Genomic DNA, 23,374 nt, shown 5'->3' on the forward strand with positions numbered 1-23,374 from the left:
ATATAACTTACACTAAATTTGTGTAGACTTGTGGATAAGCAGATGCTTGCAGTATGGGAAGTTCAATCAAAAACTCTGCTCCCTGTCCTGGTTGAGAATAACAAAAAAGCTTTCCACCATGTTTTTCAGTCACAATTTGGTAGCTAATGGCTAAACCCAAGCCTGTGCCTTTACCAACTGGCTTAGTAGTAAAAAACGGATCAAACAGCTTGGAACGTACTACCTCGGTGATACCAGCTCCATTATCCTTAATACTAATAGTAACAGTCCGATGTTGAGCAGCAGTTGATATGTGAATTGTGCTTGGTTGAGCTTGAATTTCCTCTGGTGTATGGTTGCGATCGCGTTCTTCCAATGCATCTATGGCATTGCTGAGAATATTCATAAACACCTGATTTAATTGCCCTGCATAGCACTCTACTAAAGGTAAATTTCCGTACTCTTTGATCACCTGGATTTCGGGACGATCTGGCTTAGCCTTGAGACGATTGTTCAAAATCACCAGTGTACTATCGATACCTTCATGAATATCAACTTCTTTCACCTCTGCTTCATCTAATCGCGAGAAGTTTCGCAATGACAACACAATTTCACGAATACGGTTGGTTCCCATCCGCATTGATTGGAGTATCTTAGTTAAATCCTGCTCTAAAAAGTCAAAATCTATGGCTACAAGTTCCTCTTGAATTTCTAGAGGTGGTTCGGGTAAATATTTTTGATAAAGTTGCACCAAGCGCAATAAATCCTGAGTGTATTCCTCTACATAAGTCACATTACCGTGAATAAAATTAACTGGATTGTTGATTTCATGGGCGACTCCTGCCACCATTTGACCAAGGGCTGACATTTTTTCACTCTGCACCATCTGCGCTTGGGTGTAGTGCAGTTCCGCAATGGTTGCTTGGAGTTCAGCTGTGCGTACTTCCACGCGTTGTTCGAGTTCAGCGTTAGTCTTCTCTAATTGTTGGTTGGCTGTTTCTAAAGCTGTAAAAGATTCTTGCAACTGTCTAGCCATGTGGTTGAAGGATTGAGCAAGAATTTCTAACTCATTAATTCCTTTGACTTCTACTAGGCGATTTAATTTTCCATTAGCAATTGCCTGACTTGCCTGACTCAACTGTAATATGGGTTGAGTAAACCAACGAGATGTATAAATGCCAACTATTGAAGCTACTACCAAAGTCAACAAGCACAAGGCGATTGTAGTACGGGTATTGGTGTTGATTTGTCCCATAAAATCAGCCTCGGGGACAGTTACAACCACAAGCCAGTCCAAACCAAATTGATCACGCCAGGGAGTAACTTTGACATATTGGCGATCGCCTTTAAAATCAAACGTTAACTGCTGCTTTTCTTGAATTTGTTGCAAGTCCCCCAGTCTTTGCTGTAAGTACTTAGCAGTAGCTTGAATTAGAGGATCACGGCTATCAGTTGCAGCTAATCGTTTGGTTTGACGATTAACTATCACATAGGGTTTTTGATTACTGGAATTGGCAACCAATAATCCGTTGCGCTCAATAATAAAAACACTACCATTTTGACTCACATGAATTTGCCGCAGAAAATCACTAATACTCGACAGCAATAAATCTATGCCAAAAACAGCAAACAATTTACCATTTTTGTCATAAATAGGATAGCCAGCAGAAGCAGCAATATAACCAGCCTCGCCATCCCAAGCATTGATACCACTCCAAATCTGTTTACCAGCTTTTACTGTATTTATAGCCCAAGGTTGTGCAAAAGTATTGTAATCATATGTACTAAGTAGCTTACTTCGGTTGCCCTGGGAATCCGTAGCATAGGAATAAACCTTAGATACTCTGTTGATAGCAGTAGGATATAAATCTAACGTGATAAATTTACTTGCCGGATAATTACCAGAACCAGCCCCTTGACCAGTAACTAGAGTGTAGCCGTTGTAGCTGAAATTTTTATAGAGCTGCATCTGTTTCCACATGTATTTTCCTACACTTTCAAAGTCCTGTAAATCCAGCAACCCCGTCTTGACAGCATCCGCGTTCATTTGATTAATTTGATGGGGAATCGCTAGATAGGTATCAAGATGCTGATTGACTAGGCTGTTAGTTTTGTTCATTACTTGATCAGCAAGTTCGTTGACTGCTTTCTGCCCGTTTTTGAAGGATAGATATCCGACTAAACCAACAGAGGTAGAAATTTGAACTACGAAGGGAACAATTAAGATCACTCGTAAAGGAACTTTTGCAAAGCCCTGGGAATAAAATAATTTCATGTTTCTATTAAATTAGTAACATCGACTAAATCTTCAGCCGAAGTTATTATTCCCATATTCTTTAGTCAAAATTAATACTAGTATTAACCTTAGTTATATCATGATCAAAACCTTCGAGTTTTCATTTTTCAATACCAAAATGTTGGAGAAATCGACCACCGATTAACACCGATTAATACTGATGGATACAGATAGATTACCCGTTATGTATTTTTAGATAAAGGAAAATGAATAAGTAAGCTGTAAACTTAATTTCCCAATCCAAAATCCAAAATCTAAAATCTAAAATTGAAATAGCCTTGACTCAACCTCAGCAAGTGCCAAAAAACCCACAAGAAACTCATCTCAACCGCGCTCGTGCTAGTCTCAGACAAGCGCTATCCTGGTATGGCAATCTCCGCAAACCCGGACAAGCATCCGCAAACCCAAAATTAGCAGGTTTAGTAAAACTAGAATTAGAGGTTTTAACTGCTAGCCTCAACAAACTAGACCATAATGTGATTGTAATTGCCGCCTTTGGTTTGGTGAGTCGTGGTAAGTCAGCAGTGTTAAATGCTTTGTTAGGGCAAAAGGTTCTCCAAACTGGGCCTCTACATGGTGTAACTCAGTATCCCCGTTCGGTACGTTGGAACCTTGGTGAGCAAGCACAGGTGGAGTTAATTGATACGCCAGGACTAGATGAAATTGCGGGAGAAGCGCGATCGCAAATGGCAAAAGATGTGGCGCGTCAAGCAGATTTGATTTTGTTTGTGGTTGCTGGCGATATTACCCGCACTGAATATCAGGCTTTGTGCGAATTGCGACAGGCACAAAAGCCATTGATTCTCGTGTTTAACAAAATAGACTTGTATCCAGATACAGACCGCGAGAAGATTTACAAAAATTTACAACAACTCGGTGCAGGTAGTATCCAAGCCAAACCCTTACAACCCGATGAAATTGTCATGATTGCGGCGGAACCAGCACCTATAGAAGTACGGGTTGAATGGCCGGATGGGAAGGTAACTTATGAATGGGAGACACCACCCCCCCAAATAGACGAACTCAAACAGACTCTTTTGAAAATTCTCAACCGGGAAGGGCGATCGCTAATTGCTTTAAATGCACTTATCCAAGCGCGAGATGCTGAAGAAGCGATCGCATTCAAAACCATCGATGTACGTCAACAAGAAGCAGAAGAATTAATTTGGCAATTTACCAAATATAAAGCTGTCGCTGTCGGGTTAAATCCGATCGCTTTTTTAGATGTCTTAGGTGGAACTGTTGCCGACTTAGCCTTAATTCGTTCCTTAGCAAGGTTGTATAGTTTACCTATGACTGGTTACGAAGCCGGGAGACTATTAAAAACTATTTTATTTAGTTCTGGTGGTTTGCTACTAGGGGAATTAGGTAGCAGTTTGATTTTAGGCTTAGGTAAAAGTACGGCAGCTATTGCCAGTGGTGATAATCCTAGTAATATAACAGCCTTTGCCGGAAGTGCGATCGCTCAAGCTGGGATCGCAGGCTATGGAGCGTATGCAGTCGGTAAAGCTGCCCAAGTATATCTAGAGAAAGGCTGTACGTGGGGACAACTAGGTGCTAGCACTGTTATTACAGAAATTTTGGCTGAGGTAGAATCAAATACAATTTTGTATCGTTTGCGGCAGGAATTGGAACGAAACTTAGGTATGGCGGATGACTAAAGTTTTTAAGCATCACAAACGCTTATATTCTCTTAAGAGTGAGTTCAAGTGTTTGTAGCGCTTGTATTGTCTTAACCACTCTCTACAAACTTCTTTAGCAATTTGTATCTCTTTTTCACTCAACAGCTCATCTGGTTTTCCAGATGCTAAAATTTGAGCGACTTGAGCAGCTCTTTGATAATCGACGCCATACTTAACTAGTTCAGTATGAAAAAACTCTTCTTTCTCCTTAGAGTACATTTTTGAACAGAAAATAAAGTTTTAAGCTTTTTATATAATTTCTAAAATTTATGAATTAATCACTTCCTACTTTGGATAGATTCAGTAATTATTTCCAATTTTCTTTATAAAGTGAGTAATAATACACTCTACAATTACAATTTAATCTATTTTTACAAATAATTTAGAATTGCTAAAACTAAACAGTAAGAGCGCCCATTACCCGTTACCAAAGACGGCGGGCGGCGATTGGGAACGCCACGCCAAGGAGCGCTTATAACTGCCGTCTTTCTGTGAAGTAAACATCCACAAAAGATTGCAAAGTTATTTAACTCCTTAGTAAGCGTTACTGATATTTTTTCTAGAATATATAGAGAATATTTAAGAGATTTAGTAACTCTTCAACTCAGCAATTAAAAGACTATTTGCCACCAGATTTTACAACTACAAAATATACAACGTTAACTGCATAAAAACTGAAACAATGCGAATTTAGCTCATTTTCAACAATTAATGCACATTCTCTTTTCAGAGGAGGCATAAACGATGACGACTATTGTTCAACGTCGAAAAGAATTTGATTTTTCTAATCTCTGGGAGCGATTTTGCGGATGGATTACCAGCACAAATAATCGGATTTACATCGGCTGGTTTGGCGTGCTGATAATTCCTACTTTACTAGCTGCTACTATCTGTTTCATTCTCGCTTTCATTGCTGCTCCTGGCGTAGATATGGAAGGTATTAGAGAGCCAATTAAAGGTTCTTTGATGGATGGTAACAATTTAATTACAGCGACTGTTGTGCCAACTTCTGCTGCGATTGGCTTGCATTTTTATCCAATTTGGGAAGCTGCTTCCTTAGATGAATGGCTTTACAATGGCGGTCCCTATCAGTTGATTGTGCTGCACTTTTTAATTGGTATTTGGTGCTACTTGGGAAGACTTTGGGAACTTAGCTATCGCCTTGGTATGCGTCCTTGGATTGCCATCGCCTTTTCTGCAAATGCCGCAGCCGCAACAGCAGTTTTGCTAGTTTACCCTATTGGTCAAGGTAGCTTTGCTGACGGTCTACCTTTGGGAATTGCAGGGACATTTCACTTTATGCTGGCCGTGCAAGCAAATCACAATATTCTGACGCATCCCTTCCACATGTTGGGGGTTGCTGGAGTCTTTGGCGGCGCACTTTTAAGTGCCTTGCATGGTTCGTTAGTTACCTCAACGCTGATTCGCAATACCGACGAAAATGAATCGATCAATGCTGGGTATCGACTTGGTCAACAGCAAAGGACTTACAGCTACTTAGCAGGTCACTATGGTTTCTTAGGTCGCCTGCTGATTCCACCTTTTGCTAGTCGAAATCCCCGTGCTTTTTATTTCCTGCTTGCTGCCTTGCCAACAATAGGTATTTGGTTTGCTGCACTAGGTGTTTGTTCTGTAGCCTTCAACCTGAACGGATTTAATTTCAATCACTCTATCTTGGATAGTCGGGGTGCAATGATTCCTACAGATGCTGATATTCTCAATCGAGCCAATTTAGGCTTACAAGCTATGCACGCTCCCAATACCCATAATTTTCCACTGATTTTGTCTAGCGGTACACCAATTTCAGTAAGTTGAAGAAATGAAGAAAGCAGAAGGCAAAAGGATTAATAAAAAGTTTGATATTGAAATCCGCCCTTTGATTGGATTTTATAGGGGCGGTTTTTTCAATCAACCCAAGAATGTATTAAGTAATATAGCGCTTTGCATTTGAGTAGAATACACCTCACCCCTGCCCCTCTCCTTGGCAAGGAGAGGGATGTCTGATAGGGTGGGGTGAGGTTTTGTACTTCATGCTTGTCGAAAATCGCTTTAATTTAATTGATTTGTTACTTATGAATCCAGCAAAAGTTTATTAAATCTAATCAATTTTATAAATTTTTATATAACGAAAAATATTACAACTACACTTTTTTATTTTGTCTATCTACGCTATTAATAAAGGTTCAAGAAGTCATAAACTTTGAGTCATATTGTACAGTACAAAAAGGGTAAATTATGACATCACAAACTTTAGATATCTTTCAAGCACTCGATGAGGCTCGTATGATTTGTGACCAAGAAGGAACTAACTCAAATGAATGTATTTTAGCTTGGGAAATAGTGGAAAAATTAAGAGCAGAGCAATCTCGCCAACAGCAAATCACAAAACGTAAAACAGACCTAGAACGCTACTGTGAAATTCATCCAGAAGCTGTTGAGTGTCGGATTTACGACAATTAACTTTCTCTAAAATCAACAACAGCAGATTTTGTAACTTGCTCAATAGCTTCTAAATTTGGCGGTGCTATCTCACTATCCATTCCTAACCACAAAAGATACTCAATATTTCCTGCTGGCCCAGTCACAGGCGACCAAGTTAGACCTTTGTAATGCCATCCTAGCTCAACAGCTGCTTGTAACACCTGAGCGATCGCATCAGCATGATCTTTGGGATCACGTACCACCCCTTTTTTCCCAACACGACTCTTCCCCACTTCAAATTGAGGTTTCACTAACAAAACCGCTTCACGCTGAGGTTGAGTTAATTGCCACAACGCAGGCAGAATTTTCGTTAACGAAATAAACGAAACATCCACCACCACCAAATCAGCATAATCCCCCTCCGTTTCTACTAGGGGGGATACATCATACAACTCATCAGGCGTTAGATAGCGTAAATTCGTGCGTTCTTTCAAAATAACTCGTGGGTCATTACGTAACTTCCAGTCAACTTGTCCGTAACCGACATCAACACCATAAACTAACTTTGCCCCAGCTTGCAGGAGACAATCAGTAAAACCCCCTGTAGAAATGCCACCATCTAAACAAACACGACCTTCTACAGTGATAGCAAACTCTTGCAGCGCTTTGGCAAGTTTTTCACCCCCACGAGAAACAAAACGCGATCGCTCCTTAACCTTAACCTCAGCAGCAACCTCAACCTCTGTCCCCGGCTTATCAACAAGCTTACCATCAACAGTCACTTCTCCCGCTTGAATTAACCGTTGTGCCTGTTGCCTAGAAGAACATAAATCAAGTTCTACCAATAAAACATCCAATCTCTTCTTTGCCAATCTTCCCTTGGTGTCCTTCACGCCTTTATGGTTCGTATAAAAAACTAACCTCCCAGGCCTGAACTTTGCTAACACAACATCTTAATTAGAGTGCGCTGACAAAGCTCCAACCTGAGGAGGCTGACTCTATCTTATACCAATCGAGCAGGCAAAAAGCCTGCTTGTATAGAAGGACTAAATATCCTTCTCACTCAACTCGCTGGTCATGTAGTCAAACGGCTCATCTACAAAGCTAGCACCACTAACACCAGCTTCTGCCAATTGCTGCTTGACAATATCCTTCATAATTTGGATACCACGAACTGTAGGGCCAATGGGAACACCCAAAGAATTATAAGTTTCCCGTAAACCTTGCAGCACACGCTCATCCAGTACATCCATACTGCCAGCAACAATCGCATAAGTAGCATAGCGCAGGTAGTAATCCATATCCCGCAGACAAGCCGCATACCGCCGGGTAGTGTAGGCATTACCGCCGGGACGAATCAACTCTGGCTGTTCATCAAATAATTGCGAACCAGCCTGCTTGACAATTGCTGCCGCATTTGCATTAATAGCTCCTGCGGCTTGTACTCGTGCTGTCCCACTTTCAAAATAGGACTTGAGACTGTCGATCGCATTCCGGTCAAAATACCGCCCAGCAACGTCATAATTCTTAATTAAACTTGTGACTGCATCCCGCATTCCTTTATCTCCCAATCATTGCTATTTATGGTTTGATATTTATTTGACTGCTTTTGCAAGCGGCTAATTTTTGTGCCAATGAAATTAACAGTTATCAGTTATGAGTTATCAGTTATCAGTTTTATCACTTGATAACGTCCCTCCACCAATATGGAAGGCGTTGTATGACGGGTAACAACCCCGCACCATATACCTGATAACTGTTCACTGTTCACTGTTCACTGATTAAAAGAAGCTCAAGCACAAAAACAATGTATGCGCTACTTAAAGGATTCTATGCCAAAGTTGGCCTCGTGAGATGAACTGTCAAGTTTTGTAGAGTTTGTTCAGCAAAAGTGAACATAACCTATAAACATGATATTCTGTAACAAAAAATACAAAATATCTCAAATTTATATCCTTAGGATATTTCAGGTGTCTTTAATGATTTGGGTTCATCAAGCAAGGTCAGCGTGCATTAACATTGTGGTTTACTGTACTAAATTGGCGGAGAAGGAGTAACCATGACAACCCCACAAGACGTCCTGAAGATGATTCGGGACAACAACATTCAGATGATCGATCTGAAATTCATCGATATGCCAGGGATATGGCAGCACCTGACAGTCTTTCACAATCAAATCGATGAAAGTAGCTTCACAGACGGCGTACCCTTCGATGGTTCCAGTATCCGGGGTTGGAAAGCTATTAACGAATCAGACATGGCAATGGTTCTCGATCCAAACACTGCCTGGATCGACCCATTCATGAAAGAACCGACTCTTAGTATCATTTGTAGTATCAAAGAACCCCGTACGGGCGAATGGTACAGTCGTTGTCCTCGTGTGATTGCTCAAAAAGCAGTAGATTATCTGGTTTCCTCCGGTCTTGGTGACACAGCCTTCTTTGGTCCTGAAGCTGAATTTTTCATCTTTGATGATGTCCGTTTTGACCAAAACTCTCATGAAGGCTACTACTACGTAGACTCAGTTGAAGGGCGTTGGAATTCCGGTAAACAAGAAGGTCCCAACTTGGGTTACAAACCCCGCTACAAAGAGGGTTATTTCCCAGTGCCCCCCACCGATACTTTCCAAGATATTCGTACAGAAATGCTGCTGACAATGGCAAAATGCGGCGTGCCTATTGAAAAGCAGCACCACGAAGTAGCTACTGGTGGTCAGTGCGAACTTGGTTTTCGCTTTGGTAAGTTAATTGAAGCTGCCGACTGGCTGATGACTTACAAATACGTCATCAAGAACGTAGCCAGGAAATATGGTAAAACTGTCACCTTCATGCCTAAGCCTGTCTTCCAAGACAATGGTTCTGGGATGCATACCCACCAATCAATTTGGAAAGACGGTCAACCCCTGTTCGCAGGCGATAAATACGCTGGTTTGAGTGAAACAGCATTGCATTACATCGGTGGCATTCTCAAGCACGCACCAGCACTGTTGGCAATTACCAACCCGACCACTAACTCTTACAAGCGCCTAGTACCTGGTTATGAAGCACCTGTGAACTTGGCTTACTCTCAAGGGAATCGTTCTGCTTCTATTCGTATTCCTCTGTCTGGTACTAACCCCAAAGCCAAGCGCTTAGAGTTCCGTTGTCCTGATGCGACTTCTAACCCCTACTTGGCATTTGCTGCCATGCTTTGTGCTGGTTTAGATGGTATCAAGAACAAAATTGATCCTGGCTCACCTCTGGATAAAAACATTTATGAACTTTCTCCAGAAGAACTGGCGAAAGTTCCCTCCACTCCTGGTTCTTTAGAATTAGCATTGGAAGCACTAGAGAAAGATCATGCTTTCTTGACCGAACCTGGTGTATTCACCGAAGACTTCGTTGAAACTTGGATTTCTTACAAGCTAGACAATGAAGTTAACCCAATGCGTTTACGTCCTCATCCTTACGAATTTGCTCTTTACTACGATTGTTAATTTGAAAGGGTTAGTAGTTAGTAGTTAGTAGTTAGTGAGTATCGGTTGCTCGCCTGCTGTTAGCTACTTATCTAATGATTTTCTATTTAACCAAACTTAGCTATTTGAGAGCATTAATTTAGCCACCTTTATTTGGTGGCTTTTTTAATAGCTATTTGCTGGTTTTTGTTCATTGGTCTTTACCAACCCTTCGTTTTCCTTGGTCGTACCCTACAGGAATCTAGGGGGTGAGTGTAGGCATCTACATGAGGGAAACGCCCTATAAATGCGTGCTGACTCACCACTAACTACTAACTACTAATGTACAGACACGATGTTCCTCACGTCTCTACCAACAATTATTTAACTCATCGCAGCATTACTGCGGTCATAGGTCATGCGAGCATTGGGGTCTATTTTCCCTTGAGTCGGGTTCCAGTAGTGAGACACTTCTCCAGGAAGACCCAATTCTTCCCCTGCACGTTCTAGCATCGATTGCTGCCGATTTTTGATCAGCTGATAATGACGCATCATTAAAGCACGAGCTTTGTCTTGGGTAGACATACCAGAGTCCTCCCTGTTGTTTTATTTGATTGATTTGTTTTTCTTTGTTAATAACATAACATAAAATTCTGTATACTAAGTTACGGAATGATACACTTTAACAAAAATTAATATTTAGATGACTAGTTAGGGCAAGAGAAAAAATCTTTATTACTGTTGCTTTATTTTCGTTTCCCTTCATTAAGTGCGGCTGGAGTCGTGACGTGAATCTTTGCCTACCCTACTGAGTATTGGTTAATGAGAAAAATTCTAGTGAATAGATCATTCTCAAGATTAATGAATTCATAGTTACAATTATTTAAGTTACATAAATAAAAATAAATAAAAGCCTAGCCATTCACATGTCCGACACATTAACGAAGCTGACTTATCAAACTTTTCAGCAAGGCAAAAACTACTTTGGTTTGGCTCATAAAACATTGAGCGCACGCTTGTTAAATTTAATTTCTCCTGTTGAGCAGCAAGCCAAACCCATTCCTATTGAAGTTATACCCAAACTTCAACAAAGACTGGATAATCTACTGGAAATTGATTGGCAAGATGCAGAGCGGGGCATCTATCCTACCAGCTTGCTGTTTGATAATCCTTGGCAAGACTTTTTCCAATACTACCCAGTAGTCTGCCTAGATATATTCCAAATGTGGGAGCGGGCTAAGCAGAAGAAGTATCAAGACTTTCCCCCAAATGTGGAAACTTCTGGTTATCCCAGTTACTATGTACAGAACTTCCATCACCAAACAGATGGCTACTTGAGTGACTTGTCAGCCAATCTCTACGATTTACAGGTAGAAATTCTGTTCGGCGGTACAGCCGATCCAATGCGACGGCGAATTCTTGCACCCCTCAAAGAAGAGCTAAGATTTTTTGCTGATACAGTATCCCAGCAAGTACGTATTTTAGATGTAGCTTGTGGAACGGGTCGAACTTTGAAGATGATTCGTGCAGCTTTACCGCAAGCATCCCTATCTGGTACGGATTTGTCACCAGCTTATTTGCGAAAGGCAAATGAATTGTTAAGCCAAATCCCAGGAGAATTGCCACAACTGTTGCAGGCAAATGCTGAAGAGTTACCCTACCTGGATAATTATTTTCATGCAGTGACTTCTGTGTTTCTTTTCCATGAATTGCCGGCGGCAGTACGCCAGCGAGTCATTGAACAATGCTACCGGGTAACAAAACCAGGAGGAGTATTTATAATTTGTGACTCTATTCAAATGAGCGATTCTCCAGAAATGGAACTTCTGATGGAGAACTTCCACGAAATTTACCACGAACCCTACTATAAGCATTACATGACTGATGATTTGGTAGAGCGCTTAGAAAAAGCTGGTTTTGAGAATGTGGAAGTGCAAGTTCATTTCATGAGCAAATATTTGATCGCTCACAAGCCAGTTTAACCAAGTCCCTTGGGACGGGTGTAAGGATGTGAGGATGTGAGGGTGTAAGGGTGTAAGGGGAAGAAATAGCTGCTTTCTCTTCCCTACACCCCTATATCCTTATCAAACAAAGCAAAAGTTAAAAGTTAAAAGGCAAAAGAAAATTACTTTCTTTTTACGAATCGTGATGCGTAAAGCCGCCTTTTTCTAAAGGGCGGATATAAGCGAACATGATGAATTTATTCATCCGTGAAGGGGGTCATTAATATACTCTAAAACCTTCTGAGTACTAATCTTTCCAGTCGTGTCAAACATATAAGAATGTGTCCATAAGCTAGGTAATCTCAATAATTCTGGAAATTCTTTTCTTAGTAGTCTTGATGACCTTCCTTTAAAAGCTTTAACTATTTGAGATATTGAGTGGTGCGGATCATATTCAACTAGTAGATGTATATGATCCGGCGCAACTTCTAATGCTTTGATAATCCACTTCTTGTCATTAGCAACAGACTGGAATACTTCAATGCATCGAAGTTTTAAGTTTTCGTTATTAGCGAATACACGAGCGCGTCTGCATGGTATCCAGATTAAATGGACAGTAGCTAATCCAACAGCATGATTGTAATGATTATAAACAGTTTTCATGTAGATGAGTATTGATTATCTACACCACTGATGATATCATAATCACATGAAAACCCTGAAGTTTAAACTGTATCAGCACAAAAGAAATAGATTCCTCAAGCGCATGATTAACGCGAGTGGGATAATCTACAATCATTGTATTGCCCTACACAAACGCTACTATCGAATGTGGGGCAAACACTTAAGCTGTGCAAAACTTCAATCTCATATTGCCAAACTGCGGAAATGTAATCCATTTTGGCAAACAGTAGGTTCTCAATCAGTACAAGATATTTGTCAACGCATTGAGAAAGCCTACCAATTATTTTTTAAACACAACAAAAAAGGAGTTAGACCGCCAGGATTTAAAAAAGTTAAGAAATACAAATCATTCACTCTTAAACAATCTGGATACAAGTTTTTAGGTGGAAATCGAGTCAAGATTGGGAACAAAGTTTATCAATTTTGGAAGTCGAGAGAGATAGAGGGAACAGTCAAAACCTTAACCATAAAACGCACTCCTTTAGGCGAGCTATTTATGATTATAGTTGTTGATGATTGTTCTAATTCAAAAATCAAGTTTGCGACTGGTAGAATAGCGGGATTTGATTTTGGATTAAAAACATTCCTCACTTGCTCGGACGGAACAAAAATTGAGTCTCCCCAATTTTTAAAACAATCATTAAATGCCATTAGGAAAGCTAGCCGACAGCATTCTAAAAAACTCAAAGGTTCATCAAACAGAGAGCGATTTAGAAAAAATCTAGTTCGCAAATATGAGGATATTTCTCATCGTAGACGTGATTGGTTTTGGAAACTCGCTCATAAATTAACAGATAATTTTGATGTGCTTTGTTTTGAAACCTTAAATCTTAAAGGAATGCAACGTCTTTGGGGTAGGAAAATATCAGACTTGGCGAGGCGTGAATTTCTGCAAATTCTAGAATGGATTGCTAAGAAGAAGCATAAACAAGTAGTGTTTGTAGATCAATGGTATCCATCCACAAAAACTTGTTCTAGCTGTGGACACATTTTAGAAAAATTGGATTTGTCGATTAGACGCTGGCGTTGTCCTTCATGTCAATCTGAAAATGATAGAGATGAAAACGCCAGTCTTAATATTAAAAGAGTCGGGAGTTCGACTCTAGGCGTAGGAGATGTTAGACAGTCTCAGACTGCAATCTCTGTTTGATGCCTGAATCCCCCGTTTTCAAAACGGGGGAGTGGCTCAAATTATTGCTAGTTCGTCTGAATATCTTATACGACGAGTTCCTTTCAACTGGAAGCAAATAAGAAACGTATACCTCACCACGATTGCAATTTTTAGCGCGATAATTGGAGGAATATGGTTGATATACCAATTTTCTGGTTCAAAATCTAACCAACCACAATCTTCTCAATCAAGTACTTATATCCGCCTAGAGTCGCGAACTACAAACATAAAGTAGGTTTGTTCCCTTTATTTTTTTTATATTTGTTAAGTTTTATGATAATAACGAACCACGTAAGACACGAAGGACACGAAGGACACGAAGGAAACAGAGATGCAAGGAGTTGTTTTTGGTAGAAGCTTAAGGATTAATTGGGTAAGTTTTGTTGCTGATTTTCTGTTGTTGGGGATGGTGGTCGGGCCGTTGGCTGCTCCTTTTCTAGCTGCATCTGGGTTGTTTATTTTACCTGGAATTGCGGAAATTATCTATTTTATGGGTCGTCATGTATGCCCACAACCAGAGATGGGGATGATGCTGGCATCACCGTTTCTCATGGCTGTATGTATGCGTTGTTACGGTACAGTAACGGGTTTATTGTTGACTCGGTTGTTACTTGGGGTGAGTGATGGTAAGAGTTTTTACTGGCTGCATCAATACGGCTGGAATGGTGCAGCGATCGCTAGTGTGTTGATGATGGCTTATCCATTGGAGTTAGCTGCTGAGGTGTTGGGGTGGTGGAGTTTCAATAATTATGTTGTAACTTTGTTTGGATTGGTTACAGGTTTGGCATGGGGTTTGTTTACAATGCCGCTATTACATCGGCCAAAAAATTTTGGATTTTAGATTTTGGAACCACTGCGTTGCGGAGGTTCCCTCTGTTGTAGCACGTGGCGTGATTTTGGATTGACCCACACAGCAATCCGCTTTCTTGGGAATTTTGGATTTTGGAATACAAATTGATTCCCAAGATTTACTGGCTTTCTTGTATCCTAAGAGAAATGATTGGTCAAAACTGTTAACTGATAAATGTACAGACGCGAGGAACATCGCGTCTGTAGCTAACTGTTAACTGTTGATCACCTTTCCAAACTGCGAGGATCAAGGGCATCTCTGAGTCCGTCACCCAGCAAGTTGAACGCCAAAACTGTCAAGATAATGACCAACGCTGGCGGCCAGATCAACCAAGGTTGTAGCACTAAGATGGAAGCATTAGTTGCCAAGGAAAGCATATTTCCCCATGAAGGATCTGGTTGCTGAATTCCCAGTCCAATCAGACTTAATACGGCTTCTGCGCCAATAAAACTGGGAACTGCCAGAGTGGCAGAGATAATAATATAAGTTGCAGTTTGGGGTAAAACATGGCGAGTGATGATATAAAATGGCTTAGCACCCATCGCTCGTGCTGCTTGCACAAATTCGCGCTCTTTGATGGATAAGACTTGACCACGAATCACTCGCGCTAAACCAGCCCAACTAATAAACGACGTAATACATACAATTAACAAAAATCGCTGCGTACTGCTTAACCCTGGTGGTAATACTGCACCCAAGGTGACTAATAAATATATGCTAGGAAACGTCATTAGTACTTCAGCTAAACGCATGATCGCAGCATCAATCCAGCCACCGAAATAACCAGAAATACCGCCAACGATCATCCCTAGAGGAAAAGTCAGGGCTACTCCCACAATTCCAATAAATAAACTGATGCGACCTCCATGTAATAAGCGACTAAATTGATCGCGCCCTTGATCGTCAGTACCCAGGAGGTTGATTTTAGCTTCGCCAGTAGTACCAAATAAATGCCAATTTAAAGGAATTCCGGGAAAAATAGTCACTTCATTCCAGTTGGGAGGTAAGGGCAAACTCAAGTGTAAAAGGTGGTATTCTGAACCTTGCACAAATAACCGCAAAGGCGAGGGTTTACTTTTATCTACAATCAGTTCGCGCTCGCCCGTTTCTAAATTTGTGTCTCCTTGAGTTGTAGGATAAACATGAGGTCCAATAAACTTCCCTGAAGTCGAAAACCAGTAAATTCTTGTTGGTGGCAATAGGGAACCACCCGGTTGCGGAATATAAGGGTCATAGGGGGCAACAAAATCAGCAGCAATTACTGCTATATAAAAGACTAAGAGCAAAATTGCCCCAAATCGCGCCAAAGGATTTTTCTTTAATCTTTGCCACCAGTTCATAGTTAGTTATTTGTCCTTTGTCATTTGTCCTTTGTCCTTTGTCATTTGTCGATTGACCAATGACTAATATCTAAGCACGTAGTTGTTCAACAAAATATAACTTTTCATCTTGAGGAACTTCATGTTCCACTACAAAAACATTGGAGTGGAGATTGGCAATAATTTGTTTGCCTTGCTGTGTCAGAGTTAGGTAACGTAGTGCTTCTTGAATATATGGGTAAACTCCATGCCAGTAGAACTTGGCGTAGTTCTTGCGTAAGTCAGCAGGTGTTTGATACCCTAAAACTTTATTCATCCCTGTTTCTTCAAATTCGTAAAACAAAGAAGTAATTTTTTTCAAGTAGCGGGGGTCACTTAATTGTCCGATTAAATCAGCTGCACGAACCAAACCTGCAAAGCTACTTGTGCATTGATGATCCTCAGCAGCAGGTACGGGAAAGCGAGTCAATTCAATATTGGTCTTAATAACTTCCGAATCTATCAATTTGTGACCGCCAAAGCGTTCATCAATAAAAAGTTTGGCTCTATCCACATGATAAGGTGTCAAGCTAGCGTCAGAGGCTCCAGGGGGAAGAGAAATCATTCTGTTATCTTTACCTGTAGCATATAAGCCTTCTTCCTCACGATCTTCTCGGCACACTCCTTTAACATAGCCAATATCATGACATAGTAAGGAAATAATAAAGTGCAACCAGTCTTCACTGGAAACACCCCCTTCCCGAATGTGTTTGCCGCGTAAAATTTCTTGTCCTACCAACGTAACGAGAATCGAATGTTCTACATTGTGATAGAGGGCGTCGCTGTTGGCAATGTTTTCTAAAGCCATGTTCCCCGCCCAAGCAATTATGTCTTGATAATCAGTTTTTAAGCAGCCGTAGGTACGACGGTAGCCTTCTCGAATTTGCCTTACAAAAGCATCTATTAATATTTCTGTAGCATTGAACATACTAGTTACTCAGTCGGACAATTAAATTATTTATGCATTATTGGCTTTAAATAAAATTCAGCACAACGCTTATGTCTCCTTGTAGTTATTATCACTGCTTAATCTGAGATGATGGCAAGCTTTTCTAGTTGTGTATCGTCAGATTCTGGGTATGCTACCACCAGAAATAAAAAAAATAGGTCATAGTAAATATACATTAACTTACTTAAAACTTTTTTAAGCACAACTGCTGAGTGAGAATCAGGCAGGAAGTGGAGGCAAGACAGTGGGCGAGGAGAGTTATTCGGAACTGGGAACACAACAGTCAGTGGTTATTGCAGATGGCGACTGGGAAGGAAAAAAACTAAACAGGCGCAGTCCTTGGCTGCTACCTTTGTTACTTGGTACTGGTTTGGGAGTAGCGATCGCTTTTTTGGGGATGGGTGTTGTAAGTAACCGTCAGACTCCTAGCAAAAATGCTGGTGCAGCAAAATCTACACAGCAAGTTGCCCCAACCATGACAGTTACCACAGTCTCAGCAGCAGCTAACACTATAGCCCGTACCCTTAAGATTACTGGCACAGTGGCAGCACGAGATTTAATACCAGTTTTACCACAGACAAACGGTCTACAAATCAAGCAGGTACTAGTTAATGAAGGAGATACAGTCAAAGTCGGTCAATTACTAGCAGTTTTGGATGATTCCCTACTGCAAGCCCAAATTAGCCAAGCAAAGGCAGATATAGAATCTAGACAAGCAGATGTGGCTTCTAATCAGGCAAATCTGGAAGCGAAAAAGGCAGATGTTGCTTCCTTGCAAGCAGTTGTGCAACAAAAACGAGCAGATTTAGCCCAAGCCAAGGCGAAGTTAGAAGAAGCACAAAGAAATTATCAACGCTATCAAAAACTTGCCAGCAATGGTGCGATCAGCAAACAAGAACTGGAAACACGGGAAACTACCTTGAAAACTGCCAAAGAAGCAGTCAGGGTAGCCGAAGAAAATGTTCGCAGTGCCGAAGCAGATGTCAGCAGTGCCCAAGCAAATATTAACAGTGCCCAAGCAGGCATTAACAGCGCCCAAGCCAACGTTAAAAGTAATGCTGCCAAACTCCAGCAGTTGAAAACTCAACTCGCACAAACTTTGGTGCGTGCGCCTGTATCAGGAACAATTGCCGAGAAACTGGCTAGAGTCGGGGATGTCACTGGTATACCACCCCAAACTCAAGTTGGAAATGTGGTGGGTGGGACACAAAAATTGTTTTCTATTATTCGGGAAGGCAAGTTGGAACTCCAAGCCCAAGTTCCCAGCGTACAACTACCAGAGGTAAAAGTTGGTGCAGCAGTAGAAGTTACCTCGGATGCCGATAAACGCATACGTTTACAAGGACAAGTACGAGAAATTGAACCGATAGTTAACGACCAACGCCGGGAAGCAACGGTAAAAATTGACCTACCACCGACAAACTTATTAAAACCAGGAATGTTTGCCCGGGCAGCAGTCACAACTAATACAACCACAGGTGTGGTAGTACCACAAAAAGCAGTCCTACCCCAACCAGATGGCAGTGCGATCGCATTCACCTTATCGGGTGTAGACACGGTTCGCGCTCAAAAAGTAGAACTAGGAGAAATCCTCAACGGTGGCAAAGTGGAAATTAAAACTGGTTTGCAAACAGGCGATCGCGTCGTAGTTGACGGTGCTGGATATCTCAAAGATGGTGACAAAGTCAGAGTGGTTGGTGGTTAGCGGTTAGTGGTTAGTAGCAATAGGGAATGGGTAATGGGAAAAATATTAACCACCAACCCAACCACCAATCAACTACTACCCACTAACTACTACCTACTAATGTACAGACGCGATGTTCCTCACGTCTCTACCCACTAACTACTAACTATCAACAATAATCTATGTCCTTCAATATTTCTGCTTGGTCAATTAAAAAACCTGTCCCCACAATAGTTTTATTTTTAATTTTGACTCTGGTTGGTTGGTTCTCATTTAATTCGTTGGGAATTGATATCAACCCCAATATTGATGTACCCACAGTGCGGGTTACAGTTACCCAACCAGGGGCGGGGCCTGCGGAACTAGAGTTCCAACTCACCAAAAAAATTGAGGATGCGATCGCCAGTTTAGGCAACATTGACGAACTGCGATCCACTGTCACCGATGGTAATTCCACAACCACAATTACCTTTGTCTTGGGTACAAATACAGACCGCGCTACGAATGATGTTCGCAATGCCGTATCGCAAATTCGGCAAAATTTACCCCAAGACATCAACGACCCCATCGTTGAACGTGTAGATTTTTCTGGTGGGCCGATTATGTCCTACGCGGTGAAATCTGACCGACGTTCCGTAGAAGAACTCAGTTACTTAGTTGACCAAACTATCAGCCGCGCTTTGTTAGCTGTCAGAGGAGTAGCCCAAGTTAAGCGTGTGGGCGGAGTTGATCGCGAAGTCCGAGTTAATCTCGACCCAGACCGTTTACAATCTTTGGGAATTACCGCTACTCAAGTCAACGATCAAATTCGCGCCCTGAATATCAACCTACCAGGTGGGCGCGCCGAAGTTGGTGGTAGCGAACAAAGTATCCGTACCTTGGGTAGTGCTAAGAGTGTGGATGTCTTGAAAACCTATGAAATTCTCCTACCTGGTGGTGGTTCTGTTCTCTTATCTAGTTTGGGAACGGTAGAAGATAGCTATGCCGAAGTTCGACAAACCGCACGTTTAGATAACAAACCCGTAGTAGCGTTCCAGGTGTTGCGTAGTACCGGCAGCGTCATGGTGACTGTAGAGGAAGGAGTCAAAGCAGCCATCAAAGAACTAGAGAAAACACTGCCCTCTGACGTCAAGCTGGAATTAATTTTTACCAGAGCTGATTTTGTCCGGGAATCTTATCAAAGCACGATAGAGGAATTAATTCAAGCCTCTGTACTTGCAGTTATAGTCATACTTTTATTTTTACGTGATTGGCGGGCAACTTTAATTACAGCAGTAGCTTTACCCTTGTCTATGATTCCTACCTTTGCTGTGCAGTATGCCTTGGGTTATACCCTCAATAGCATGACCTTGCTGGCATTAGCATTAGCAGTGGGTAACTTAGTGGATGATGCCGTCGTGGAAATTGAAAATATGGAACGGCATATGGCAATGGGTAAATCAGCTTGGGAAGCTGCTTTTGATTCATCCGATGAAGTAGGTTTAGCAGTAATCGCTAGTTCCGCCACAATTATTGCTGTATTTCTACCCGTCGCCTTCATGGGTGGGATTCCAGGGCAGTTTTTCCAACCCTTTGGCGTTACCGTTGCCGTTTCCACCATTTTCTCTACCTTGGTAGCGCGGATGGTGACACCAATGATGGGGGCGTATCTTCTCAAGGATAAGGAAGGAAACAAAAAAGCTACTCAGAATGAGGGAACTAAGAGAGTTATAAAATTCTGGAATTTCAAATTCACACTCCCAACTCTGAAATCAACAAGACAAGATAACTTCTCCTCTTTTACCCCTCACACTCCCCCCACTCCTCACACTCCCCACACTCCCCCCCGCTTCCACCCCTACAAATCCCTTCTGCAATGGTCGTTACGTCATAAATTGACGACTTTGGGTATTGCCTTAGCTTTCTTCATTGCTAGTGTGATGCTAGTTCCCTTTATTCCCAAGGGATTAGTGGATGGTGGTGACATCGGTATTTCCACCCTAAATGTAGAATTACCTCCCGGTTCTACCTTAACTGATACCAATAAGGTTGTCAGCCAACTGACCAATATCATCAACAAAGATCCACTAGTAGAATCAGTGTTTGCCTCAGAACAGGTGAACTCGGCAACCCTTTCTGTTAAGCTCAAGTCTAAAGAAGCAGGACGAAAGATTTCTCAATTAGAGTTTGAACAACAGATACGTCCCCAGTTTCAACAAGTGCCAGGAGCTAAAATCAGTTTTGAAAGTGCAGGGGCGGTTGGTGGTCGTAAAGATTTAACTATACTGCTACAAAGTGAAAATCCCGAAGCACTCAATCAAGCTGCTGATGCAGTAGAAAAGCAAATGCGGACTGTTCCTGGATTGGTGGAGGTATCTTCATCTGCAAGTTTGGTGAAACCAGAAATTGTTGTCATTCCCGATCCGCAACGCGCCGCAGATTTGGGTGTGACTGTACAAGCAATTGCCCGTACTGCTTCTCTGGGAACAATTGGAGATAATGATGCCAACTTAGCTAAGTTTAATTTGAGCGATCGCCAAATTCCGATTCGCGTCCAAATTGACCCCAAAGCGCGAGAAGACATCAACACGATCAAAAATCTCCAAGTTCCGACTCAAAACGGTAGTTTGGTTCCTCTGATGTCGGTAGCAGATATCAGCTTTGCTAGTGGTCCTGCTACTATCAACCGCTATGATCGTTCCCGCCAAGTTTCGCTAGAAGCTAACTTGCAAGGTATTTCCTTGGGAGATGGGCTGCAAGCTGTGACTGCACTACCCGCTTTAAAAAACTTGCCGCCGGGAGTCAAACTGCAAAACTCTGGTGATGCCAAAATCATGGCAGAAATTTTTGGTCGCTTTGGTGGCGCATTAGCATTGGCATTAATATTTATCTATGCAATTCTGGTGCTGCTGTATAACAACTTCTTACATCCTCTCACCATTATGGCAGCATTGCCCTTCTGTTTAGGAGGTACACTCATAGGCTTGCTGATTGCCCAAAAAGCCTTGGGATTATATGCCCTGATTGGTATTGTGTTGCTGTTGGGGATTGTGACCAAAAACTCAATTCTCTTGGTAGATTACACCATTATCAACCTACAAGAAGGGAAAACTCAACGTCAGGCATTGATCGAAGCTGGTGTGTCGCGTCTGCGCCCAATTATGATGACTTCTCTGGCTACTATTGCTGGTACTCTTCCCCTGGCTTTGGGTGTGGGTGCGGGTGCAGAATATCGTCAACCGATGGGGATTGCGATTTTAGGAGGCTTCACAACATCTACTCTGTTGACACTTCTTGTTGTTCCGGTGCTGTTCAGCTACATTGATAATTTCCAAACCTGGATTATCAATACAGTCAAGTATGGCTTTGGGAAAAAACCTCCGCGTTCAGTAGTGGTTGAGGATGAAGTGGTAATTCTGCCATCTTCGAGCGAAGATCCACCACATCAGTACTCCATCAAAAAATAGTAGTGAGGGTTTGTAGTAAGCACTTTAGTGCTTAAAAATTCAGGACTAAAGTTCTGACTACGAACTTTGTGATCCATCAATTCAAATTTGAAAAACTAGTTGTATAATGGCATTTAGCTTGATTTATGCTAAATGCTAGGCGCGGGTGTAATTCAGTGGTAGAATGTCACCTTCCCAAGGTGAACGTCGTGGGTTCGAGTCCCATCACCCGCTTTTGTTATTAAACCGCTAAGACACCAAGAATGCTAAGGGTTCGTAACCTTGTTACTTCACTTCGAGCAAAATTAAATCAATAAAGTTAGCATCAAACCATCGTCAACGGAAATTTGCAGATTATTTACTCTTAGAAGGGGATTTTTCTATAACGGTGGTGGCAGTGAAGTGGAAACATAAAATAAATGCAGTGCTATTAATACAACACTTACAGGAATTTTTAAGATTCAAAAAATGTTGTATTTATATTTGATTTTTCGTGTAACTATTTTTTTACTAAATTAACTAATTTTTGTCTACTTTGAGTCATAATAACCAAAACAGTTGCTATTATATCAATCCTATCATGATTCAAACTACTCTGAACTTCAAACATCTTGAAAATCCAGTCATTCCAATATTTGCCAACCATGAAACTTTTCACCCTCGTTTTGGTTGGCTGAAAAAAGGATTTGATGCAGCTAAGAGAAATCCAGGTATTTTTTTACAAGATGATGCTCCTGTACGTTTAGGTGTTGGTAAAAATATGGTACGCGCTATTCGTTATTGGTGTAGTGCATTCAAGATACTTGATAAAAATAATTCACCAACAATGTTTGGGGAAAAACTTTTAGGAAACAATGGATGGGACTGTTATTTAGAAGATCCGGCATCATTATGGTTGTTACATTGGAATTTGTTAAAACCTACTTGTGAAGCGGCTGCTTGGTATTATATTTTTAATGTTTTTCGTGATTTAGATTTTACCAAAGAAGATATTTTCGCAGGTCTGAAAGATTATATAAATAATTTCAACAAAACTATTGCTGACTCTTCTTTCATTAAAGATGTAAATTGTATTTTAAGAATGTATGCAGCACAAGATTTTCTTAGAGACAATACCCCCATTGAAGATTCTATTGATTGTCCTTTTAACGAACTTGGTTTGATTCGTCATTTTGGGAAAAATTATCAATTTAAAATTGGTACTAAGGCGAATTTACCAGCAGAAATTATAGTAGCTACTTGTTTAGAATACGCTAGTCGAGTCTGTCAGGGAAGAAACACAATTAATATTCCTAGTCTACTTTATGATGAAGGTAGTCCGGGGATGGTGTTTAAATTGACAGAAAATATTTTATGTGCAGCTATTGAGACGGTTGCTAGAAAATTTGATGCAATAGTTCTTTCTGATACTGCTGGCTTAATTCAGTTATCTTTACCTGATGAACCAGAGATTTTAGCTGACGAAATTTTAGAGCAATATTATAATTCTTGAGCAAATG

18 protein-coding genes and 1 tRNA gene are annotated in these 23,374 nt (G+C 41.2%); 11 read left to right on the top strand and 8 right to left on the bottom strand.

Annotated elements, in window-relative coordinates:
* Positions 1–7 precede the first annotated feature (7 nt).
* Complete coding sequence (locus RS893_RS20300; RefSeq protein WP_315787350.1) at positions 8–2,254, bottom strand: ATP-binding protein; 2,247 nt, start codon at positions 2,252–2,254, stop codon at positions 8–10.
* A 299-nt stretch (positions 2,255–2,553) separates the two neighbouring features.
* On the opposite strand from RS893_RS20300, the gene RS893_RS20305 reads away from it, so the two are divergent.
* Positions 2,554–3,936 carry a GTP-binding protein gene (locus tag RS893_RS20305; protein ID WP_315787351.1) on the top strand — a complete coding sequence of 461 codons (1,383 nt, stop codon included), beginning with the start codon at positions 2,554–2,556 and terminating at the stop codon, positions 3,934–3,936.
* A 12-nt stretch (positions 3,937–3,948) separates the two neighbouring features.
* Here RS893_RS20305 and RS893_RS20310 read toward each other — a convergent pair whose 3' ends face one another.
* Positions 3,949–4,176, bottom strand: a complete 228-nt coding sequence (locus RS893_RS20310) for a hypothetical protein (RefSeq protein ID WP_315787353.1) — start codon at positions 4,174–4,176, stop codon at positions 3,949–3,951.
* A 525-nt stretch (positions 4,177–4,701) separates the two neighbouring features.
* Between RS893_RS20310 and RS893_RS20315 the strand changes: the two genes are divergently transcribed.
* Complete coding sequence (locus RS893_RS20315; RefSeq protein ID WP_315787354.1) at positions 4,702–5,772, top strand: Photosystem Q(B) protein 1; 1,071 nt, start codon at positions 4,702–4,704, stop codon at positions 5,770–5,772.
* Between the two features lie 420 nt (positions 5,773–6,192).
* Positions 6,193–6,417 carry a Calvin cycle protein CP12 gene (locus tag RS893_RS20320; protein WP_315787355.1) on the top strand — a complete coding sequence of 75 codons (225 nt, stop codon included), beginning with the start codon at positions 6,193–6,195 and terminating at the stop codon, positions 6,415–6,417.
* On the opposite strand, the gene RS893_RS20325 is transcribed toward RS893_RS20320, so the two are convergent.
* Entirely contained in the window at positions 6,414–7,250 is an 837-nt protein-coding gene (locus RS893_RS20325) for a TlyA family RNA methyltransferase (protein WP_315792050.1), read from the bottom strand. The two genes, RS893_RS20320 and RS893_RS20325, sit on opposite strands and share 4 nt — an antisense overlap.
* Positions 7,251–7,424: 174 nt before the next feature.
* Positions 7,425–7,934: an allophycocyanin subunit beta gene (gene apcB / locus RS893_RS20330; protein ID WP_062246731.1), complete on the bottom strand. Its 510-nt coding sequence runs from the start codon at positions 7,932–7,934 to the stop codon at positions 7,425–7,427.
* A 503-nt stretch (positions 7,935–8,437) separates the two neighbouring features.
* Between apcB and glnA the strand changes: the two genes are divergently transcribed.
* Entirely contained in the window at positions 8,438–9,853 is a 1,416-nt protein-coding gene (gene glnA / locus RS893_RS20335; protein ID WP_315787359.1) for a type I glutamate--ammonia ligase, read from the top strand.
* Between the two features lie 342 nt (positions 9,854–10,195).
* Here the strand turns inward: glnA and RS893_RS20340 are convergent, their stop codons facing one another.
* A complete protein-coding gene (locus RS893_RS20340; protein ID WP_315787361.1) occupies positions 10,196–10,396 on the bottom strand; it encodes a hypothetical protein in 201 nt (66 codons plus the stop codon).
* Positions 10,397–10,737: 341 nt separating this feature from the next.
* Here RS893_RS20340 and RS893_RS20345 point away from each other — a divergent pair, with 341 nt between their 5' ends.
* Positions 10,738–11,793 (top strand): class I SAM-dependent methyltransferase, encoded by a 1,056-nt coding sequence (locus RS893_RS20345; protein ID WP_315787363.1) that lies wholly within the window; start codon positions 10,738–10,740, stop codon positions 11,791–11,793.
* A 222-nt stretch (positions 11,794–12,015) separates the two neighbouring features.
* Here RS893_RS20345 and tnpA read toward each other — a convergent pair whose 3' ends face one another.
* Positions 12,016–12,417 (bottom strand): IS200/IS605 family transposase, encoded by a 402-nt coding sequence (tnpA, locus tag RS893_RS20350; RefSeq protein WP_315787365.1) that lies wholly within the window; start codon positions 12,415–12,417, stop codon positions 12,016–12,018.
* A 46-nt stretch (positions 12,418–12,463) separates the two neighbouring features.
* Here tnpA and RS893_RS20355 point away from each other — a divergent pair, with 46 nt between their 5' ends.
* Positions 12,464–13,588, top strand: coding sequence for a transposase (locus RS893_RS20355; protein WP_315787367.1), 1,125 nt, complete (start codon positions 12,464–12,466; stop codon positions 13,586–13,588).
* 352 nt (positions 13,589–13,940) lie between these two features.
* Positions 13,941–14,450: a DUF2085 domain-containing protein gene (locus tag RS893_RS20360; RefSeq protein ID WP_315787369.1), complete on the top strand. Its 510-nt coding sequence runs from the start codon at positions 13,941–13,943 to the stop codon at positions 14,448–14,450.
* A gap of 233 nt (positions 14,451–14,683) precedes the next feature.
* Here the strand turns inward: RS893_RS20360 and RS893_RS20365 are convergent, their stop codons facing one another.
* On the bottom strand, positions 14,684–15,799 hold the full coding sequence (locus RS893_RS20365; RefSeq protein WP_315787371.1) for an ABC transporter permease: 1,116 nt from the start codon (positions 15,797–15,799) through the stop codon (positions 14,684–14,686).
* A 70-nt stretch (positions 15,800–15,869) separates the two neighbouring features.
* Positions 15,870–16,745, bottom strand: coding sequence for an Npun_R2479 family HD domain-containing metalloprotein (locus RS893_RS20370; RefSeq protein ID WP_315787372.1), 876 nt, complete (start codon positions 16,743–16,745; stop codon positions 15,870–15,872).
* Between the two features lie 265 nt (positions 16,746–17,010).
* Here RS893_RS20370 and RS893_RS20375 point away from each other — a divergent pair, with 265 nt between their 5' ends.
* The 4 genes from RS893_RS20375 to RS893_RS20390 all read left to right on the top strand — a co-directional run bounded on the left by RS893_RS20375 (position 17,011) and on the right by RS893_RS20390 (position 23,367).
* On the top strand, positions 17,011–18,471 hold the full coding sequence (locus tag RS893_RS20375; protein ID WP_315787374.1) for an efflux RND transporter periplasmic adaptor subunit: 1,461 nt from the start codon (positions 17,011–17,013) through the stop codon (positions 18,469–18,471).
* A 161-nt stretch (positions 18,472–18,632) separates the two neighbouring features.
* Positions 18,633–21,896 (top strand): efflux RND transporter permease subunit, encoded by a 3,264-nt coding sequence (locus tag RS893_RS20380; protein ID WP_315787376.1) that lies wholly within the window; start codon positions 18,633–18,635, stop codon positions 21,894–21,896.
* Positions 21,897–22,037: 141 nt separating this feature from the next.
* Positions 22,038–22,109, top strand: a tRNA-Gly gene (locus tag RS893_RS20385).
* A gap of 346 nt (positions 22,110–22,455) precedes the next feature.
* Positions 22,456–23,367, top strand: a complete 912-nt coding sequence (locus tag RS893_RS20390; RefSeq protein WP_315787377.1) for a DUF4007 family protein — start codon at positions 22,456–22,458, stop codon at positions 23,365–23,367.
* The last annotated feature ends 7 nt before the right edge of the window (positions 23,368–23,374 follow it).

The organism is Fischerella sp. JS2, assembly GCF_032393985.1.
In the GTDB taxonomy this organism is placed as follows: Bacteria; Cyanobacteriota; Cyanobacteriia; order Cyanobacteriales; family Nostocaceae; genus Fischerella.

What these genes read in the sequence shown, in the direction of transcription:
- RS893_RS20300 (WP_315787350.1), bottom strand. Translation starts at nt 2,254, where the DNA reads ATGAAATTATTTTATTCCCAGGGCTTTGCAAAAGTTCCTTTACGAGTG.
- RS893_RS20310 (WP_315787353.1), bottom strand. Translation starts at nt 4,176, where the DNA reads ATGTACTCTAAGGAGAAAGAAGAGTTTTTTCATACTGAACTAGTTAAG.
- RS893_RS20315 (WP_315787354.1), top strand. Translation starts at nt 4,702, where the DNA reads ATGACGACTATTGTTCAACGTCGAAAAGAATTTGATTTTTCTAATCTC.
- RS893_RS20320 (WP_315787355.1), top strand. Translation starts at nt 6,193, where the DNA reads ATGACATCACAAACTTTAGATATCTTTCAAGCACTCGATGAGGCTCGT.
- apcB (WP_062246731.1), bottom strand. Translation starts at nt 7,934, where the DNA reads ATGCGGGATGCAGTCACAAGTTTAATTAAGAATTATGACGTTGCTGGG.
- glnA (WP_315787359.1), top strand. Translation starts at nt 8,438, where the DNA reads ATGACAACCCCACAAGACGTCCTGAAGATGATTCGGGACAACAACATT.
- RS893_RS20340 (WP_315787361.1), bottom strand. Translation starts at nt 10,396, where the DNA reads ATGTCTACCCAAGACAAAGCTCGTGCTTTAATGATGCGTCATTATCAG.
- RS893_RS20345 (WP_315787363.1), top strand. Translation starts at nt 10,738, where the DNA reads ATGTCCGACACATTAACGAAGCTGACTTATCAAACTTTTCAGCAAGGC.
- tnpA (WP_315787365.1), bottom strand. Translation starts at nt 12,417, where the DNA reads ATGAAAACTGTTTATAATCATTACAATCATGCTGTTGGATTAGCTACT.
- RS893_RS20355 (WP_315787367.1), top strand. Translation starts at nt 12,464, where the DNA reads ATGAAAACCCTGAAGTTTAAACTGTATCAGCACAAAAGAAATAGATTC.
- RS893_RS20360 (WP_315787369.1), top strand. Translation starts at nt 13,941, where the DNA reads ATGCAAGGAGTTGTTTTTGGTAGAAGCTTAAGGATTAATTGGGTAAGT.
- RS893_RS20365 (WP_315787371.1), bottom strand. Translation starts at nt 15,799, where the DNA reads ATGAACTGGTGGCAAAGATTAAAGAAAAATCCTTTGGCGCGATTTGGG.
- RS893_RS20370 (WP_315787372.1), bottom strand. Translation starts at nt 16,745, where the DNA reads ATGTTCAATGCTACAGAAATATTAATAGATGCTTTTGTAAGGCAAATT.
- RS893_RS20380 (WP_315787376.1), top strand. Translation starts at nt 18,633, where the DNA reads ATGTCCTTCAATATTTCTGCTTGGTCAATTAAAAAACCTGTCCCCACA.
- RS893_RS20390 (WP_315787377.1), top strand. Translation starts at nt 22,456, where the DNA reads ATGATTCAAACTACTCTGAACTTCAAACATCTTGAAAATCCAGTCATT.